The 19074-nt window shown below is 48.0% G+C and carries 15 protein-coding genes; 14 read left to right on the top strand and 1 reads right to left on the bottom strand.

The features are described from left to right. The first annotated feature begins 59 nt into the window (after positions 1-59). From coaBC to spoVM, 11 genes are all read left to right on the top strand, one after another. Positions 60-1364, top strand: a complete 1305-nt coding sequence (coaBC, locus tag NSQ68_RS15720) for a bifunctional phosphopantothenoylcysteine decarboxylase/phosphopantothenate--cysteine ligase CoaBC (protein ID WP_342426478.1) — start codon at positions 60-62, stop codon at positions 1362-1364. Further along, on the top strand, positions 1364-3940 hold the full coding sequence (gene priA / locus NSQ68_RS15715) for a primosomal protein N' (RefSeq protein ID WP_342426477.1): 2577 nt from the start codon (positions 1364-1366) through the stop codon (positions 3938-3940). The genes coaBC and priA overlap by 1 nt, the downstream gene beginning before the upstream one ends. Positions 3941-4079: 139 nt before the next feature. Continuing rightward, positions 4080-4577, top strand: a complete 498-nt coding sequence (def, locus tag NSQ68_RS15710; protein WP_013310890.1) for a peptide deformylase — start codon at positions 4080-4082, stop codon at positions 4575-4577. 6 nt (positions 4578-4583) lie between these two features. Continuing rightward, positions 4584-5543 (top strand): methionyl-tRNA formyltransferase, encoded by a 960-nt coding sequence (fmt, locus tag NSQ68_RS15705; RefSeq protein WP_029517202.1) that lies wholly within the window; start codon positions 4584-4586, stop codon positions 5541-5543. Then, positions 5540-6955, top strand: coding sequence for a 16S rRNA (cytosine(967)-C(5))-methyltransferase RsmB (gene rsmB / locus NSQ68_RS15700; protein ID WP_342426476.1), 1416 nt, complete (start codon positions 5540-5542; stop codon positions 6953-6955). The genes fmt and rsmB overlap by 4 nt, the downstream gene beginning before the upstream one ends. A 187-nt stretch (positions 6956-7142) precedes the next feature. Then, positions 7143-8183, top strand: a complete 1041-nt coding sequence (rlmN, locus tag NSQ68_RS15695; RefSeq protein ID WP_342426475.1) for a 23S rRNA (adenine(2503)-C(2))-methyltransferase RlmN — start codon at positions 7143-7145, stop codon at positions 8181-8183. 6 nt (positions 8184-8189) lie between these two features. Beyond that, complete coding sequence (locus NSQ68_RS15690; RefSeq protein WP_307346504.1) at positions 8190-8966, top strand: Stp1/IreP family PP2C-type Ser/Thr phosphatase; 777 nt, start codon at positions 8190-8192, stop codon at positions 8964-8966. Then, a complete protein-coding gene (gene pknB, locus NSQ68_RS15685; protein WP_342426474.1) occupies positions 8963-11242 on the top strand; it encodes a Stk1 family PASTA domain-containing Ser/Thr kinase in 2280 nt (759 codons plus the stop codon). Before NSQ68_RS15690 ends, pknB begins: the two co-directional genes overlap by 4 nt. A 73-nt stretch (positions 11243-11315) precedes the next feature. After that, a complete protein-coding gene (gene rsgA, locus NSQ68_RS15680) occupies positions 11316-12233 on the top strand; it encodes a ribosome small subunit-dependent GTPase A (RefSeq protein ID WP_342426473.1) in 918 nt (305 codons plus the stop codon). A 4-nt stretch (positions 12234-12237) separates the two neighbouring features. Next, on the top strand, positions 12238-12906 hold the full coding sequence (rpe, locus tag NSQ68_RS15675) for a ribulose-phosphate 3-epimerase (RefSeq protein WP_342426472.1): 669 nt from the start codon (positions 12238-12240) through the stop codon (positions 12904-12906). 390 nt (positions 12907-13296) lie between these two features. Then, entirely contained in the window at positions 13297-13377 is an 81-nt protein-coding gene (spoVM, locus tag NSQ68_RS15670; protein ID WP_010345573.1) for a stage V sporulation protein SpoVM, read from the top strand. A 224-nt stretch (positions 13378-13601) separates the two neighbouring features. Here the strand turns inward: spoVM and rpmB are convergent, their stop codons facing one another. After that, a complete protein-coding gene (gene rpmB, locus NSQ68_RS15665) occupies positions 13602-13790 on the bottom strand; it encodes a 50S ribosomal protein L28 (RefSeq protein WP_013310881.1) in 189 nt (62 codons plus the stop codon). A gap of 509 nt (positions 13791-14299) precedes the next feature. Here rpmB and NSQ68_RS15660 point away from each other — a divergent pair. Genes NSQ68_RS15660 through recG form a run of 3 tightly spaced genes read left to right on the top strand, consistent with a single transcriptional unit; the run spans position 14300 to position 19053 of the window. Beyond that, positions 14300-16084: a DAK2 domain-containing protein gene (locus tag NSQ68_RS15660; protein WP_342426471.1), complete on the top strand. Its 1785-nt coding sequence runs from the start codon at positions 14300-14302 to the stop codon at positions 16082-16084. 49 nt (positions 16085-16133) lie between these two features. Beyond that, a complete protein-coding gene (locus NSQ68_RS15655) occupies positions 16134-17003 on the top strand; it encodes a DegV family protein (RefSeq protein WP_039270887.1) in 870 nt (289 codons plus the stop codon). 1 nt (position 17004) lies between these two features. Continuing rightward, positions 17005-19053, top strand: coding sequence for an ATP-dependent DNA helicase RecG (recG, locus tag NSQ68_RS15650; protein ID WP_342426470.1), 2049 nt, complete (start codon positions 17005-17007; stop codon positions 19051-19053). Positions 19054-19074: the final 21 nt, after the last annotated feature.

The raw sequence follows: 19074 nt of genomic DNA, 5'->3' as shown, positions 1-19074 counted from the left end.
ATGCCAATTCCTTTGACAACCGCAAGGTTGTTATTTTTTTAGGTCAGGGGGAGTTAACGATGTTGAAGGGGAAAGTTATTATTCTTGGTATAACCGGTGGAATTGCTGCTTACAAAGGGGCTGCGTTATGTAGTAGGTTGACACAAAAGGGCGCCGATGTTCATGTGATTATGACAGCCTCTGCCAAGGAGTTTATTACCGAGCTTACGCTGCAGTCGCTCTCTCGTAATCCGGTGTACAGTGATACGTTTGATGAAAGAGAGCCGTCCGTCGTATCCCATATTCATCTGGCAGATGCGGCTGATTTGGTGCTTGTTGCACCTGCAACTGCGAATATTATCGGAAAAATGGCGCATGGCCTTGCTGATGATATGTTGTCTACAACGTTGTTGGCTACAACAGCGCCTATTATGGTGGCACCTGCGATGAATGTACATATGTACACTCATCCGGCAGTCATGCAAAATATGGAGACGCTTGTATCACGTGGCGTGAAGATGATTGAGCCTGGTGAAGGATTACTGGCTTGCGGTTACGTTGGCAAAGGACGTTTGGAAGAGCCGGACACAATTGTGCAAACCATAGAGCACTTTTTTGATCAGCAAGCCCAGGAACAAAAAAACAACATTAAGTCTGAACCCCGATGGTTTGGTGGCGAATCTATGGAGGCTCAAGTGCCTGAGTCACTTGTGAAAGAGAATGAATCGGTGCTTTCAGGCAAAAAAGTCATTGTAACGGCTGGAGGCACGATCGAGCGAATTGATCCAGTGCGTTATATCACAAATGATTCATCTGGAAAAATGGGCTTCGCCATTGCAAAAGTGGCTCAAGAGATGGGGGCAGAGGTGCACTTGATTGCTGCCAATACCAGTGCGGAACCGCCTGCTGGTATCATGCTTGAAAGAGTCCAGTCGGCTGAAGACATGTACGCTGCTGTATTAAAACAATGGGAAACGAGCGATATGGTCGTTATGGCTGCTGCAGTTGCAGATTATCGACCACGTGAGACAGCACAGACCAAGATCAAGAAAAAAGATAGTGTAGTTACGCTAGAGTTAGTGAAGAACGTCGATATTCTAGAATCACTCGGACGGAGTAAGAAACATCAATTTTTAATTGGCTTTGCAGCTGAAACTGAACATTTGGAGAAGTATGCAATAGATAAATTAGAACGTAAAAATTGTGATTTGATCGCGGCAAACGATGTAACTGTGAATGGTGCTGGTTTTGGCGTCGATACGAATGCTATTCAAATTTATGACCGAAGCGGGATTGTAGAGCGTATTCCTGTTCAGTCAAAGGAAGAAGTTGCGCGTAAGTTGCTTACTTTAGCCGCGGGACGCATGGGTGGGGTGCTGCATTAATGGAGACGGGCAATTTAGTTGCCAAGGTCATTGTCGATGTACCTGCCAAGGATACGGACCGCACCTTCGATTATCTGATACCGGATTCAATGAGACCTTGGATTGAGCCGGGTAGCCGGGTAGCTGTGCCATTTGGCAAACGGACGGTGCAGGCTTTTGTCATCTCGGTAGTCCCAGCTGAGGAACCACCGAAATACAGGATGAGAGCGATCCAGGAGTTGCTGGATTTGGTACCACCCTTATCTGCCGACCTAGTCGAACTGGGCAAATGGATGAGCGAACGTTATGCTTGTAATCAAATTATGGCATTGCAAGTGATGATTCCTACCGCGCTCAAAGGCAAGGCTGAACGTTATATCTCAATTGCGGAACAGCATGAGTTAACACATCCACAGCGTAGTATACAACCGAATCAGGGCGATGAGTTCGAATGGGCACTTCTGACCGACGATGGTATGAGTGATCCGACAGAGCGTCGGATTGTCAGCTTCATTCAGGAGAAGGAGCAAGTCCCATTGCAGCAACTCAGTCGACGTTTCCCTGAGGAAGCGGAGGTTATTAAATCACTGTTACGCCGGGGTGTGCTTCAGGAAAGTCAAGTTATTAAAGACAAACTTGGCAAAAAGACCATGAAATCCGTTGATCTGGCTATCGGCATAGACGAGGCATCAACGGTACTGGAGCAATTTTCCGCCAAAGCACAGCGTCAGCGGGAGGTACTTGCTTTTTTGCTGGAACGTAGCGAGTTTCTGCCTCTGTCGCTCAAGGAAGTCATGACCTCATTGAGTGTGTCTGCTGCAACGGTTAAGGCGCTGGAAGATAAGGGCTATGTGTTGCTGGAGGATGTTGAAGTGTTCCGTGACCCGTACCGGGGCAGACACTTCAAGCCTACAGAGCCACTCCCTCTCACAGCAGAGCAGCAGTCGGTGTATGAACGGATTATTCGCCAGCTGGACACGCGTGAGCAAGGAGCTTATTTGTTGCATGGAGTCACAGGGAGCGGTAAGACGGAAATCTATCTACAGACGATTCAGCGTTGTATCGAGCAGAATCGGCAGGCCATTGTGCTGGTACCTGAAATATCGTTAACCCCACAAATGGTTGAGCGTTTTAAAGGTCGGTTCGGCGATCAGGTAGCAGTGATGCACAGTAGGTTGTCTGGAGGAGAACGGTACGATGAGTGGCGCAAAATACGTGAAGGCCGTGTGAAAGTGGCGATTGGTGCTCGCTCGGCAGTATTTGCGCCTTTTCGTGAGTTAGGTCTTATTATTATGGATGAGGAGCACGAAACGTCCTATAAGCAGGAAGAGACACCTAAATACCACGCGCGTGATGTCGCCATTCGCAGAGCCCATCAGCATGGGGCTGTCGTTATTCTCGGCTCGGCTACACCGTCGCTGGAAAGCTACTATGCGGCTCGCTCACAAAGCAACGACGAGTTTGCGCCGTTGCTGCTTGAAATGCCAACTCGCGCATTGGGGAACACGTTACCCGAAGTACATATCATGGATATGCGTGAGGAACTGCGTGCTGGCAACCGTTCTATGTTTAGCCGTGCGTTGCATAATGGGATTGCAGAGCGGTTAGAGCGTAAGGAGCAGACGGTGCTCCTGTTGAATCGGCGTGGACACTCCACATTCGTCATGTGCCGTAGCTGTGGCTATGTGGCGGGCTGTCCGCATTGTGATATTTCGCTTACGTATCATCAGCGGTCGAACAATTTACGTTGCCATTACTGTGGTTATTCCGAGCCCGTGCCTCAGACTTGCCCTGAATGCGGTAGTGAGCATATTCGCTATTTCGGTACAGGTACCCAGCGAGTGGAAGAAGAGCTGGCAAAGCTATTCCCTGGTATACGTGTTGTTCGAATGGATGTTGATACAACGACAGAAAAAAATGCCCACGAAAAGCTTCTCAAGCAATTTCGTGATAAAAAAGCGGACGTACTGCTCGGTACTCAAATGGTTGCCAAAGGCCTGGACTTTCCCGATGTGACACTGGTTGGTGTCATTACTGCGGATTCGGCTCTCAATTTACCGGATTTTCGGGCTGCGGAAAAGACATTTCAGCTGTTAACACAAGTAGCTGGGCGTGCTGGGAGACATCAATTGCCAGGGGAAGTATTCGTACAATCCTATACTCCAGAGCATTATTCGGTGATTCACGCAAGTCGCCATGATTATGCTTCTTTTGTGAGGGAAGAATTGAAACACCGCCGCAATTTGCACTATCCACCATATTGCCGTCTTATTTTGGTAACCTTTTCTCATGAACAACTCCCTGTGCTGGTCCGGCTGGCAGAGAATTATTCAGCAACACTACAGGGACGGGCCAGACAACGAGGCTGGTTCGGGAATATGGATCGTCTTACATCGGATGTACTCGACATTTTGGGGCCAGTAGCTTCACCCATTTCGAGAATCAAGAATAGATACCGATTTCAATGTATGATAAAATGGCGTGGAAATATCGACGCGATTAGTTTGGCTCAGCAAGTAGCTGATGAAATGGCCGAATCCGCACAGGCGCAAAAGTTGCTGATTAGTCTGGATGTTGATCCGCAAATGCTTATGTAGAGCGTTGCCACAAAAGTTATTAGCACAATTAATGCGGACAAGTCGTCCGTACATAGGATAATGTAGCAGTCGCGTTTGTGATGTATACAGTTAAGCCTAAACGAAGGAAAAAGGATAAAGAGGAAGGTGTTCTGTTGTCATGTCAATTAGAATTATAGTGTTGGAGCCGGATGACGTATTGCACAAAGTAGCAAAGGAAGTCACTAAAATTACGCCTAACGTGCAAAAGCTGCTCGACGATATGGCAGATACGATGTATGAAGCGGAGGGTGTGGGTCTTGCTGCTCCGCAAGTAGGTATTTTGAAGCGTCTCATCGTTGTAGATGCTGGAGATGAACATGGTTTGATTAAAATGATCAACCCAGAAATCGTGGCCGAAGAAGGGGAGGAATTGGGTCCTGAAGGCTGCCTGAGTATACCAGGGTTGAACGGGGATGTGCGTCGTGCCGAGAAAGTTACAGTCAAGGGACTGGACCGCGAGGGTAAGGCCATTACCGTTACAGCGACAGGGTTGCTTTCTCGTGCTTTTCAGCATGAAATCGACCATTTAAATGGAATTTTGTTCACGGATATTGCAGAAAAAGTATATGAGGTTGCGCTGGAACAGCCAGGACCGAACCGTCAGATAGGAGAGTGAGGTTCGATGAGTCAAGACATTCGTATTATCTTTATGGGTACGCCTGAGTTTGCAGTGCCATCGTTGAACATGTTACTGGATAACGGTTATAACGTGGTCGGTGTAATTACACAGCCCGATAAGCCACAGGGGCGGAAAAAAATATTGACGCCTACACCAGTTAAGGAAGCGGCAGAAAAACGCGGATTACCTGTACTGCAACCGACCCGCCTGCGCCAGCCAGAAGCGGTGGCTCAGGTGGCGGAGTTGCGTCCTGATCTGATCGTAACCGCAGCCTATGGGCAAATTTTGCCAAAATCCGTACTAGACCTACCTCGTTTCGGCTGTCTGAATGTGCATGGTTCGTTACTTCCCCGTTATCGGGGAGGTGCACCGATCCAGCGTGCGATTATTAACGGTGAGACTGTGACGGGTGTGACGCTGATGTATATGGCGGAAGGATTAGATACCGGCGATATGATATCGCGAGTTGAGGTTGCTATAGAGCCGGAGGATACCTCCGGTACGATTTTTGAAAAACTAAGCGTAGCTGGAGCAAAGCTTTTGCAGGGCGAGCTGCCTAAATTGCTGGCAGGGCAATCAGACCGTACGCCGCAAAACGAGGACGAGGCGACCTATGCTCCGAATCTGAACCGCGACGATGAGCGTATTTCGTGGAGTGACAATGCACAGCAGATATACAACCGGATCCGCGGCCTTGTTCCTTTTTCGGGCGCGTTTACGCTTTGGGAGGAAAATGTTTTTAAAATATGGGCTGCTGAGCAGCCTTTCATAAATAATGAAGTGAGTGGCTCAAATGCTCCAGCACCCGGAACGGTTCTTCAATTGACCGCTCGTGGCATTGAGGTGCAGACAGGCGAAGGAACTCTTTGGCTGACTCAGGTTCAACCGGCTGGCAAAAAGGTTATGGATGCCGGAACCTTTGCGCGCGGCGGACAGATGAAGCCAGGCACGGTGCTCGGATGAGCGGGAGTCACTCCCGTCAGGGAGGCCAAGGCAGGGGAGTGGGTGCCAGATCCGGCAATACTCGCAAACAGACGGCGCGGGAAGTTGCACTTGATGTGTTGACCGGTGTGGAGCAAGAGGGTGCGTATAGCAATCTTGAGTTGAATCGTCGACTTCAGCAGGCAGGTTTATCTGCAAGTGACGCTGGTTTGGCGACGGAACTTGTATACGGTACAGTCGCACGCCGAAATACACTAGATTATTTTTTGAATAAATTTGTTCAAAAAGGAACGGCCAAGCTTCAGGCTTGGGTACGTTCGCTGCTGCGGATGAGTGTGTATCAGGTGGTGTATCTGGATCGAGTTCCGGATCATGCAGTCGTTAGTGAAGCGGTGACCATTGCCAAGCGTCGTGGACATCAGGGGATTTCTGGTATGGTCAACGGCGTGCTCCGCAGCATGCTGCGTGAGCCGGACAAGCTGCGTATTCCTGACGATTTGTCACCAGAGGAACGGATTTCATTAGTACATTCTCATCCACAGTGGCTGGTTAAGCGTTGGATTAAGCAATACGGTGCAGATACTGCTGAGGCTATCTGTCAGGCTAATAATGAGCCCCCTGCGGTCAGCGTACGGGTGAATACGACAATGACCAGCCGTGATCAGCTGCTGGACGAGATGCGCTCAAAAGGACTTGATGCCGTTCCTTCGGCAGTTAGTCCCTATGGGATTGTTGTTCGTAGCGGTGGCAATATGGCGCTTACCTCGTGGTATACGGACGGCTTGCTGTCCGTACAGGATGAAAGCTCTATGCTCGTTGCCGAAGCAGTCGCTCCTGAGCCCGGCATGCTGGTACTGGATTGCTGTGCCGCTCCAGGCGGCAAAACAGCTCATATGGCTGAGCTGATGAAAGATCGCGGCCGGATCGTTGCAAATGATCTGCATGCCCATAAGCATCAATTAATCCGCGAACAGGCTAATCGACTTGGCCTGGATACCGTGGAAACAGTCACTGGTGATGCGCTAGAACTGAAGGAACGATATGCTCCAGCTTCTTTTGACCGTATTTTGCTGGATGCGCCATGCTCTGGCTTTGGAGTAATTCGTCGTAAACCGGACCTGCGTTGGAGTAAAACTGCGCAGGATGTTCGCGACATTACACAGCTTCAGCATGAGCTGCTGGATAGTGTGGCGGGACTGTTGAAGCCAGGTGGTATTCTGGTCTACAGCACATGCACGATTGAGCCGGACGAAAATGAAGGACAAACGACTCGGTTTTTAAGCGAACATCCAGAGTATGAATTGGCAGAGGGTCATTCCTTCCCGGACGTGAGACGCGAAAAGGATAGTATACAGGCAGGCTCGGTACAGCTGTTACCGCAGCATTTCCACAGCGACGGATTTTATATCGCGCGCCTGCGTCGGGTGAAATAGCGCGGAAGAGAATCCAAGGCAGCTGCCCACCAGTATTTCTACATTCCGCCGGAACATTTCCGGCGGTTTTTTGCATGAAGACGAAAAATTTTTACCCCCTCAGGGATTTGTGCTAAAATAGGAAGAATGAAAAATACGATCTGCGATCAAACAGAACTTAATGAAGAAGGAACGGGTGCAAACATTGATGAAACCTTTTATATATGATTTAACTTTGGAGGAGCTTCAGGACTGGGCCAAGAGCAATGGCGAGCCTGCTTTTCGTGGAGGACAAATTTTTGACTGGCTGTATGTGAAGCGGGTCAATGATTTCAGCGAGATGACGAATTTGTCCAAGTCGCTGAGAGAGAAGCTTGAGGAGCAATTTAGTTTTGTGACGCTTAGTGAAATTACAAAGTTGGAATCGAAGGACGGTACAGTAAAATTCCTGTTCGGTTTGCATGATGATCATGCCATTGAAACGGTCATTATGAGACACAATTACGGAAACAGTATTTGTGTAACGACGCAAGTGGGTTGCCGGATTGGTTGTACTTTCTGCGCTTCGACGCTTGGAGGCCTCAAACGGAACCTGACAGCTGGTGAAATTACTGCACAGGTAGTACAGGCTCAGAAAATTTTGGATAAAACGAATGAACGAGTGAGCAGCATCGTGATTATGGGCTCGGGCGAGCCTTTTGAAAATTATGAAGCGACCATGACGTTTTTGCGTACAATGGTTCATGAAAAAGGTCTGAACATTGGTCAACGTCATATCACAGTGTCGACCAGCGGTATTGTACCGAATATTTATAAATTTGCCGACGAGGATACCCAGATTAATCTGGCAATATCCATTCATGCGCCTAATGATGCACTTCGGTCGAAGCTAATGCCTGTAAATCGGCGTTATCCTTTCAAGGATGTTATGGATTCTCTACGTTACTATCTTGCTAAGACAGGGCGGAGAATTTCGTTTGAATATGCCCTGATTGGTGGGGTAAACGATCAGGCAGAACATGCTGAAGAGCTAGCGGATGTGTTAAAGGACATGCTGTGTCACGTCAATTTGATTCCAGTCAACCATGTGCCTGAGCGCAAGTATGTGCGCACATCGCGTAGCGATATTTTTAATTTTCAACGTATTCTTGCCGAAAAAGGCGTCAATGTGACGATCCGGCGTGAACAGGGTCACGATATTGCCGCTGCCTGCGGTCAGTTGCGTGCAAAGCATATGGAGTTGGGGTGAAACCATTTGATCAAAACAGTTCATGTCAGCCATGTCGGACGTGTACGTTCGGTGAATGAGGATTCTGCCTGGATCAGGCACTTAGAGCAAGGCTATATTCTTGGGATTGTTGCCGATGGTATGGGGGGGCATTTGGCCGGTGATACGGCCAGCCGCCTTGCGGTAGAGACACTTGCCGCTGATTTGGCGACGCTGGAGAGCGGATTATCCGCGCATTCTTTAACGGCGGCGCTCAGCGACGCTATTTTGCATGCCAATGAAGTCATCTTCCAGACGGCTGCACGCGATGAAAAGTATCATAATATGGGAACGACAGTTGTTGCGGTTTTACTAAACGACGCATCCGGAATTATCGGACATATCGGTGACAGTCGTGCCTATGTCATTTCCAAAGGAGCGGTACGTCAGCTTACAGAAGACCATACTTTGGTTAACGAGCTGTTCAAAAACGGTCAGATCAGTAAGGAAGAACGGGAGAACCATCCTCGTCGCAATGTACTGACACGGGCGCTGGGCACTGATTCCGAGGTAAAAGTGGATATTGACTCCATTACGCTGGAAAAAGGCGATGTACTGTTACTGTGTAGCGACGGATTAAGTAATCTGGTAACGGAAGAACAAATCAGTAAAGTAGTAGGTGCCGCAGAGAATCCTTTGGAGGAGCGTGCGGATCGTCTGCTACATCTGGCGTTGCTTGCCGGAGGAGACGATAACATTACTGTAGCTTTGTTTGAATTGCCCGATGACACGGTTCCATTGAATGAAAAGGGGTGTGACGCATGATCGGGCACCTGCTAGGGGGAAGATACGAAATTATTGAGCGTATCGGTGGCGGCGGTATGGCGCTGGTGTATAAGGCTCAAGACATTTTGCTGAATCGCAATGTCGCAGTTAAAGTGTTGCGCCAGCAATTTGTTCATGACGAGGAATTTATTCGCCGGTTTCGGCGTGAGGCGCAGTCTGCGGCCTCGCTTTCGCATTCGAATGTGGTCAGTATTTATGATGTCGGCCAAGAGGATGAGATCCATTATATTGTAATGGAGTGCATCGAAGGTAAAAATTTGAATGAGATTATTAAAGAACGTGCACCATTGCAAGTGGATGAAGCAGTACGGATTGCTTCCCAGATTTGCGATGCGCTGGAGCATGCTCACCAAAATCAGATCATTCACCGAGACATCAAGCCTCATAATATATTAATTGGACGTAATGGACGGGTTAAGGTAACCGATTTTGGGATTGCTAGAGCTGTTACGTCAACGACCATTACCCAGACGGGGTCTGTTGTAGGTTCTGTTCATTATTTTTCACCTGAGCATGCAAAGGGTGTCGTCACCGGCGAAAAATCGGACTTATATTCTTTAGGTATTGTCTTATATCAAATGCTGACGGCGCAGCTCCCTTTCCTCGGAGAAAGTCCAATTAGTGTAGCGCTCAAGCATTTGCAAGAGGAGTTTGAGGAACCGCGTAAAATTAATCCGTTGATTCCGCAAAGTGTGGAAAATGTCATTCTAAAATCCATGCGCAAAAATCCAGAAGAGCGTTATCAATCGGCAGATGAAATGCTAAAAGATTTGGAAACCTGTCTGCTGCCGGGACGGCGTAATGAATCCAAGCTGGAGTTTACACATTTGGATGATGAGGATCAAACACGGGTTATTCCGGCTATTAAGCCTCAACAATTAGGGATGTCTTCTAACGGGGATGATGTACCTGCCCAACCGCGTGAGTCTGAACTGCTTCCGAGTAAGCAATCGTCCAAGAAAAATAGAAAAAAAGCGATCTTGTGGGTAACACTAGTGTTGGTGTTACTGCTGTGCATGGGCGGAGTGGTGTACTATGTGCAAAGTGTACTTGTCGTGCCTGAGGTAAAAGTACCAGGTGTATTGACACAAACAGAAGACCAAGCGAAGGTTAATCTCAGTAAAGCGGGATTACTCATTGAGGAGCCAATCCAGCATGAATACAAAGAGGGGATCGCGCCTGGAGTTGTATTTTATCAAAGCTATCCTGCAGATTCTTTAGTCAAGGAAGGAACCAAGATTAGTCTGAAAGTCGGGATTGCCAAGCCGCTCACCCCAATGCCGGATGTAAAAGGCCAAAGCTACGAGAATGCTGTTAAGCAGCTGACCGCCCAGCAAATTAAGGAGACGCAGATTCAGCAAAATGAGCAGTTCAGTGATCAGGCCGTTGGGACCGTCCTTAGTCAGACACCCGCTGCAAATGAGCCATTTGATAAGGATTCAGTCCAGGTTGTGCTCACAGTCAGCAAGGGCGCTGACACTGTAAAAATGCCAAGCCTCGTAGGGAAAACACAGAACCAAGCGGAAAATGAGGTCAAAAAGGCAGGGTTGAAGGTTGGCTCAATTAAAGAAGAGTTTAGCTATGAGCATGAAAAAGGAAGAGTAACCAAACAATGGCCGTCAGAGGCAGGCAGTGAGTTGCCACCAAATACGGAAATTACGTTTTATGTAAGCACTGGTTACCCGCCAGAAGCGATTACGCTGCCATTTAATGTGCCTGTTGCACCGAAGGAAGAGGGTAAAAATAGCAAAATTCGTATCACTTATACGGATGCACGTGGAGAAAATCAGGAATGGGGAAGCCGTACGATTAATACGACACAGGTGTTCACTATCAACCTGCTAATGGCTCCGAACAAAGACAGTGTTGTCTCAGTATTTAGAGATGGTGACTTTATCGATACGTATCCGGTCTCTTATATTGATGCGAAAAATGGAACAGTGACGATGCCTCAAATTGCCCCACCTGCTGGAACTTCACCAACGGATACACCTGATGGTAATTCCTCGCAGAATGGAAGTGGAAACGGCGAGGAAGGTGATAGCGGGGGATCTTCTAATGATAGCGGTAACGGTGGAGGCGACTCGAACAATCAGGAGGGCACAGGAGGTAACGGTGACCCTTCCGCCTTTGTTCCTGGAACGAATTCCACGGAGGCTACGCGCAGTGAGTTGGCAGTTAGCCATAAAAACAACCCAGGTCACGCTTCCCACAAAAAGAAGGAAAAAGTGATTGAGGCTGTTCAGTATCAGTAAACGTGCAATAGGAAGATGCTCAACCTGTTATACGCAATGAAACTTGAACATTATGAAGGAGGACATCTTACACATGCCTGAAGGTCTGATCGTCAAGGCTCTTAGCGGATATTATTATGTCTCCAGCCTGGATCAGGATGGGCGTCCGGTATCTGGCGAAGCTACGGTACAATGCAGAGCACGCGGCATTTTTAAGAAAAAAGAGATTACGCCTCTTGTTGGTGATCGGGTCGTTTACGAACTGACTGAAAACGGGGAAGGTATGGTCAAGGAGATTAGAAAGCGTACGACGGAGCTAATACGTCCTCCGGTAGCAAATACCACGCTTGCCGTGCTGCTGTTTTCCTTGCGTGAGCCGGATTTAAACCTGCCTTTACTGGACAAATTTTTAGTCCATATTGAGCACGCCGGGCTGGATACAATTATCTGTCTGACTAAGCGCGATTTGTATGAAGGCAGCCCTTCAGAGGATGACACCGTACTGGCCGTTCAGGAGATATACCGGAAGATCGGTTATGAGGTGCTGGTAACCAGTGCCCGTACCGGAGAAGGGACGGCTGAGCTTAAGAAGCTATTGGCTGGTCAAATCAGCGTGTTTTCCGGGCAGTCAGGTGTAGGAAAGTCTTCCATGCTTAATGCTCTAGAGCCTGGGTTAACGCTGGAGACGAGCGCCATAAGCAATAAGCTGGGCCGAGGAAAACATACGACTCGTCATGTGGAGCTGATTCCTCTAGACAACGGAGGGTTTGTAGCAGATACGCCAGGGTTTAGCCAGCTGGATTTTCTGGAGCTGGGTGTGGATGAACTATCTCCCTGTTTTCGTGAATTTCAGCAGTATGCGGAAGGATGTAAATTTCGGGGGTGTACCCATATTCACGAGCCTGGTTGTAAAGTAAGAGAGGCCCTGGAAGAAGGACATATTTCACAGGGACGGTATGATAGCTATTTGCAGTTCTATCAGGAATTAAAAGAAAAAAAACGGAGGTACTGAGTATATGTTAAAAATAGCACCGTCGATTTTATCCGCTGATTTTGCTCGCTTGGGCAGTGAAGTTGCGGAAGCTGAGGCAGCAGGGGCAGACTGGATTCATGTGGATGTAATGGATGGACATTTTGTATCTAATATTACACTAGGCCCACCGATCGTTCAGGCTATTCGTCCGCATACGACTCTTCCCTTGGATGTTCATCTGATGATTGAGCATCCTGAACGTTATATTGGCGATTTCGTAAAAGCAGGAGCCGATATCATCACTGTTCATGCTGAGGCGTGTGTTCATTTGCATGGTGTCCTCCACTTGATCAAGCAGCAAGGCGCTCTGGCTGGAGTGGCTCTCAATCCGGGTACTTCACCATACGCGATCAAGGAAGTGCTGCCAAATATAGATATGATTCTAGTGATGACGGTCAATCCAGGCTTTGGAGGACAGTCCTTCATTCCAGAGACGTTGAATAAAATCAGACAAATCCGTGCTTGGTTGAACGAATTGGGTCGTCCAGACGTACATATCGAGGTAGACGGAGGTATTGCGGAGGAGACGGCACCAGCCGTATTTGAAGCGGGGGCTAACGTGCTGGTGGCTGGTAGTGCGGTATTCGGCAGAGCAGACCGCGCAGCGGCTATTGCTACGATTCGGGACAGTGCAGCTCGTTTGTCCAAGTGAAGCTGACCGAAGCATTGTGGATGACTGTCGCGAGCATGGCGACGGGGTTGACCCTTAGCTGTTTCTCGCTTGTGAAGGCTCCTTGGAATGTCATTCTTTCACTTTTGGCTGTTCTAGTTGTACTGTTTTATTTTCGTAAAAATGAACGGCGTGGTTTACGAATAGGTTTTGTGGTGTGCAGCGTACTTTATTATATCGTGTTTATTTTCATACTCTCAGCATATCTCTATGTTCGCGGACTTGTCTGATGGTATAGCCTGGGATGGTTGTGCATAAATATGGTTACATGAGCGGGATTCTCATGTAGCCTTTTTTTGTGGGGTAACAACCCTTGACAGGTTGCATAAACTACAGAGAACGGATGCAGGAGGATGATGGGGAGGGTGAGGCATGAAGTTTTACACAATCAAGCTGCCAAAATTTCTGGGTGGATTCGTTAAAGCCATTTTGAATACATTCCAGAAAAACTGAATTCAACGTAATGTAAACGCAGGATGTAGGATGAAAGCTAGAGGTACACAGGGCACACTTCCCGGGCAGAACAGATAGGTAGCTCGGTAGTAAAAGATAAGAACGCACGGGAAGGTGCCTGACATTTTGTTCTCCTGAACCAGACGGATATTACTTTTCGAATAACCAAAAAAGCACCCGTTTAAAACGAGGTGCCTTTTGTTTATAACGATATTTTTTTACGACTACACGCGAGTCACTTTACCGGCTTTCAATGCACGAGTGCTGACATAAACGCGTTTCGGTTTACCGTTAACGAGAATGCGAACTTTTTGTACGTTGACGCCCCAAGTACGGCGATTACGGTTGTTAGCGTGAGATACGTGGTTACCGCTGCCAGGCTTTTTGCCTGTTACAGAACATTTACGAGACATGATTCCACCTCCTATTCTGAAAATAACCAAATTCCATATGGAACGGGTCTCTCTTCAGGCCGACTGGGTCAGCCGGACTTTGTAAGTCACTAACCTGAACAAAACAATACTTAAATATAATATCATAGTCAAAAAAGCTCCGTCAACTGATTCAAAAACTTTATTTATTTCTCTTTCGCATTATAGTACAATATGGGATAGTTATTGCTGCGATTATTTTGTATTTAAATGGAATGTGAATTCTTATTCCAGTCATGCCGGCAGTTCAGAGGCGGGACTATAGTTATCATTCCAGCCGATGATTTATTGTTGGGCAGTTGACTGGTTTTTCATTGTATATGACCTGTAGAAGAACGACCAGACGTGAGTACAAGAGCTTATGAAAGTGTGACATTCGTATTCGTCGTCTGGCTTTAGTATAATTTAATTGAACCTGTAGGCACAGTTGAATAAGGTGTGGTGAAGGTTGATAGTAAAACAAGTGTATTAAGCTAGGAAGGGGAATTCTCTTGAGTAATCGTTCTTTGAATGGAACAGATTTTACCGCAATGGTTTTAGCCGGGGCGGAACAATTACAGCAGCATGCGGAACATGTCAATTCACTAAATGTATTCCCGGTGCCAGACGGTGATACGGGAACCAACATGAATTTGACGATGAGCGCGGGCGTAACGGAATTAAAGAGGGGGGATTCTTCCTCCATCGGTGTCATGTCCGGCATATTATCCAAAGGTTTGCTGATGGGAGCCCGCGGCAATTCAGGGGTTATCCTGTCTCAGTTGTTTCGTGGCTTCAGCCGTTACGCTGCCCCATACGAGGAATTGAATACCCTTCAGTTCGCATCGGCATTGCAGAGCGGGGTGGATGCGGCCTACAAGGCGGTGGTTAAGCCGGTGGAGGGTACAATTCTTACCGTGGCGAAGGAAGCGGCCAGGCATGCTGTGTTTTTCTCGCGCCGGACGAACGATATCACGGAACTGATGGAAGAAGTGCTTGCCAAAGCGAAGGAAACGCTTGCCATGACGCAGGACATGCTCCCTGTACTGAAGCAAGTAGGAGTTGTAGATTCGGGTGGGCAAGGTCTTGTGTATATTTATGAAGGCTTTATGCAGTATCTTGGAAGCGGCTTGGTGACGTCTCCAATTGCAAAAAGTGATAATGCACGCCCGGTTTTTGCTCCTCACGTATCGGAGAGACCTACTGCTCCTGCAGTTGTTCCTTCCCCAGATGCGCCGATTTCTGCGCAAGCGAAGCTCGAAACGGATAATATTGAATTTTTGTATGATATGGAGTTTTTTATTAATCGACAACTGGGCGATGCGCAAGGTACCTATTTTGATGAGGAAGCCTTCCGGAAAGCGTTATCTGTAGATGGTGATTCTATTATCGTGATTTCAGACGATGATGTCATCAAGGTTCACGTGCATTCTAAGGCTCCTGGTGAAGTACTGAATTTGGCACTGCGTTACGGAGAAATTACACAGATTCGTATTTTAAATATGCGCGAGCAGCATCGTGATTTGTTGTCTGCGGGTATGGATGTTGCTCCTGAGCCTGAGTGGTTTGCTGAAATACCAACAGAGCCTGTACGTGAGGAAGAGCCGTCTGAGCCCCCCGCTCATGAACTGGCATCCTTTGGTTTTATAGCTGTGGCTTCCGGTGAAGGAATTGCTGATATTTTCAGAAGTTTAGGCGTCGATGTTGTCCTTGCTGGCGGCCAGACAATGAATCCGAGCACAGAGGACTTCGTTAATGCGGCCCGCTCGATTGCGGCTCAACATATTTTTATTCTTCCGAATAATTCCAATATTATTTTGGCGGCAGAACAAGCACGTGAACTGCTAGAGATGGAACGTTTGGTGTCGGTTATTCCGAGCAAAACAATTCCTCAGGGCATTGCGGCAGCATTTGCCTTCCAGGAGGAAGAGGCTTTTGAGGTAAATCAGGACAATATGCGTGACGCAGTCACCCGGGTGAAGTCTGGGCAAGTGACCTACGCGGTACGGGATACGACGCTTGATGATCTGCATATTACAGCAGGGCACTACATCGGTATTCAGGATTCCAAGATTGTTGCGACCGAGGAACACTTAATGGCAACGTCCCGTCTTTTGCTAGCGAAAATGCTGGTGAATGGCGATGAAATTGTTACGATTCTCACAGGTTCGGACGCGAATCAAGAAGACACAGATCAGCTTGTTGCATGGATTGAAGAAAATTATGCGGATGCTGAAGTGGAAGTTCATGAAGGTGGTCAGCCGATTTATCCTTATTTGTTCTCAGTGGAAACCTGATGTGCTTTTGCGCACCCATGGAAGTCCACTACAAAAGGAGGTCTGACTGATGAGTAGTACCATCATTTTGACGGATAGCACGGCTGATATTCCACCGGAATTAGCAGACCGTCTCGGTATAGTCGTTGTACCACTGACAGTGATGTTCGGCAGCACAGCTTACCTGGACGGCATTGAGATGTCAGCGGCGCAGTTTTACAGCGAACTGGTACGGGCTGATGAGCTGCCTACGACGTCACAGCCTTCACCAGCCCGTTTTTTGGAGACATACACGACACTGTTGGAGCAATACCCTGAGAGCCAGGTTATCTCTATCCATTTATCCTCGGGTGTGAGTGGAACGTATCAGTCTGCTCTGCTGGGCAAATCCATGCTGGAGAAGCATGAACATAGAGTGACTGTGGTGGATTCCAAATCAGCTTCATATGGATACGGTATGCTAGTGGTTTATGCGGCAGAGCTGGCGGCAGCCGGGCACTCCCCGGCTGATATTGTTCGGGCTGTTGAACGTCGTGGAGAGCGCCGTTGTTTGTATTTCCTGGTGGATACCCTGCAATACTTACAAAAAGGCGGACGTATTGGTAAGGCAGCGGCAATGGTGGGCACGTTGCTTAACATTAAGCCGATACTTTCGATTGACAAAGAAGGCATTATTTATTCGGTCGATAAGGCGAGAGGGCATAAAAAAGCGACAGCACGAATTATTGAACTACTGGAGCGGGATTTAAAAGGCCAAAAAATTAATATTGCTGTGGGTCATACGGCAGATCGCTCAGCGGCAGAAGCGTTCGTGGCTCAGCTGGCAGAGCATTTTGAGCTAGGAGATCGAATATATACTGAACTTGGCGCTGTGATTGGGACCCACGTAGGGCCAGGAACGATTGGCATTTTTGTGTGGCCGGCCGGAGATGAGAGGTAATATGCTGCAATTGGATCAAATACCTTTAAAACAAATACATGGCGTGAGTGCTCTCAAAGAGGGAGAGCTTCACGCTTTTGGCATTTCTAACATACAGGATATGCTGGAATATTATCCGTTTCGGTATGAAGATTACCGACTGCGCTCGCTAAGCGAAGTGAAGGACGGAGATAAGATTACGGTACAAGCCAAAATTATGGGCATTCCAGTGCTTCAGCGTTACGGGCGCAAATCAAGGTTGACTTGTAAATTGATGGCCGAAGATTGGATGTTTACCGCAACGTGGTTTAATCGGCATTTCATGAAGGAGCAGCTAACCTCAGGTCGTGAAATTGTGGTGACTGGTAAATGGGACCTCAAACGTATGCAGATGACTGTTGCAGATTCTGAGTTTCCTGATAAAGGAGTAGCCCGCTCGGGGACACTTCAACCGGTGTACTCTATAGGCGGCAAGATCACCCAAAGCTGGATGCGAAAAACAATGAACCAGACGCTCCAGCAGTTTGGTGAAATGATCCCCGAAATATTGCCTGAGCTGCTTGTACGCAAATATAGTATGATGCCGCGCAAGCAGGCTATTGCGGGTATACACCAGCCTCAGGACAATCGTGAGGGGCAAGAGGCTCGTCGGCGGATGGTGTATGAGGAGCTGTTTTTATTTCAGCTGAAAATGCAGGCATTCCGGGCGTTAAATCGCGGTCGTGCGGACGGGGTGGTACATACGGTGGATAACGCCACGATTCGTGAATTTGTAAGGGCTTTGCCTTTTGAATTAACGGATGCACAGAAGAAGGTAGAGCTTGAAATACTGCACGATCTACGCTCACCTTATTGTATGAACCGTCTGCTTCAAGGGGATGTTGGGTCAGGTAAAACAGTTGTTGCTGCCATCGGTTTATTTGCTACAGTACGTTCCGGTTTTCAGGGAGCGCTGATGGTGCCAACCGAAATATTGGCCGAGCAGCACATGCGATCGCTTCACAAGCTGTTTGAGCCCTTTGGAATCAGCGTTGGTCTACTGACTGGGAGTACAACCGGGAAGAAGCGTAAGGAACTGCTAGCTGCTCTCCAAATGGGTCTGCTGGACATTGTAGTAGGCACCCATGCTCTCATTCAGGAGGATGTATATTTTCGTCAGCTTGGGCTTGTTGTAACGGATGAGCAGCACAGATTCGGAGTGAACCAGCGAAGTGTACTGCGTCGCAAAGGCTATAATCCCGATGTGCTGACGATGACGGCCACACCGATCCCTCGTACGCTGGCCATCACTGCGTTTGGCGATATGGACGTTTCTACGTTGTCAGAGCGGCCGAAGGGGCGTATTCCAATTTCCACCTATTGGGTGAAGCACGAACTGATGGATCGGGTACTTGGTTTTATTTCCCGCGAGGTAGACCAGGGACGGCAGGTTTATCTGATTTGTCCGTTGATTGAAGAGTCGGAGAAGCTGGACGTACAGAATGCCATCGATTTGCATATTCAAATGCAGCAGGCTTTTCCACATTACCGCGTTGGTCTATTACATGGACGAATGACTCCCGCAGAAAAGGAAGAAGTTATGCGTTCTTTCTATGCGAATGAAATTCAGTTGCTCGTTTCAACGACGGTTGTGGAGGTAGGGGTAGACGTTCCCAATGCGACACTAATGATCATTATGGATGCGGATCGTTTTGGGCTGTCCCAGTTACATCAATTACGTGGACGAGTCGGACGGGGTGCACATGCCTCGTATTGTGTATTGATCGCTGATCCTAAGTCGGAGGTTGGACAGGAGCGGATGAAGGTTATGACCGATACGGACGATGGTTTTGAGGTGGCTAGACGCGATCTGGATTTGAGAGGGCCGGGTGACTTTTTTGGTACCAAGCAGAGTGGGCTACCCGAGTTTCGTTTAGCAGATATGGTAGCGGATTTTGAGGTGCTGGAAAAGGCGCGTGAGGATGCAACTGATCTGATCAAGGATGCGTCCTTTTGGACATCTCCGCAGTATGAAGCACTGCGCGGTTATTTGCAAAAAGAGCAGATTTTTCAGGGGGATCTCATCGACTAATCCACCATGAATCATGAGATT

Source organism: Paenibacillus sp. FSL L8-0158 (genome assembly GCF_038592965.1).
In the GTDB taxonomy this organism is placed as follows: Bacteria; Bacillota; Bacilli; order Paenibacillales; family Paenibacillaceae; genus Paenibacillus; species Paenibacillus polymyxa_D.
This window is presented reverse-complemented; position numbering and strand designations above follow the sequence as displayed.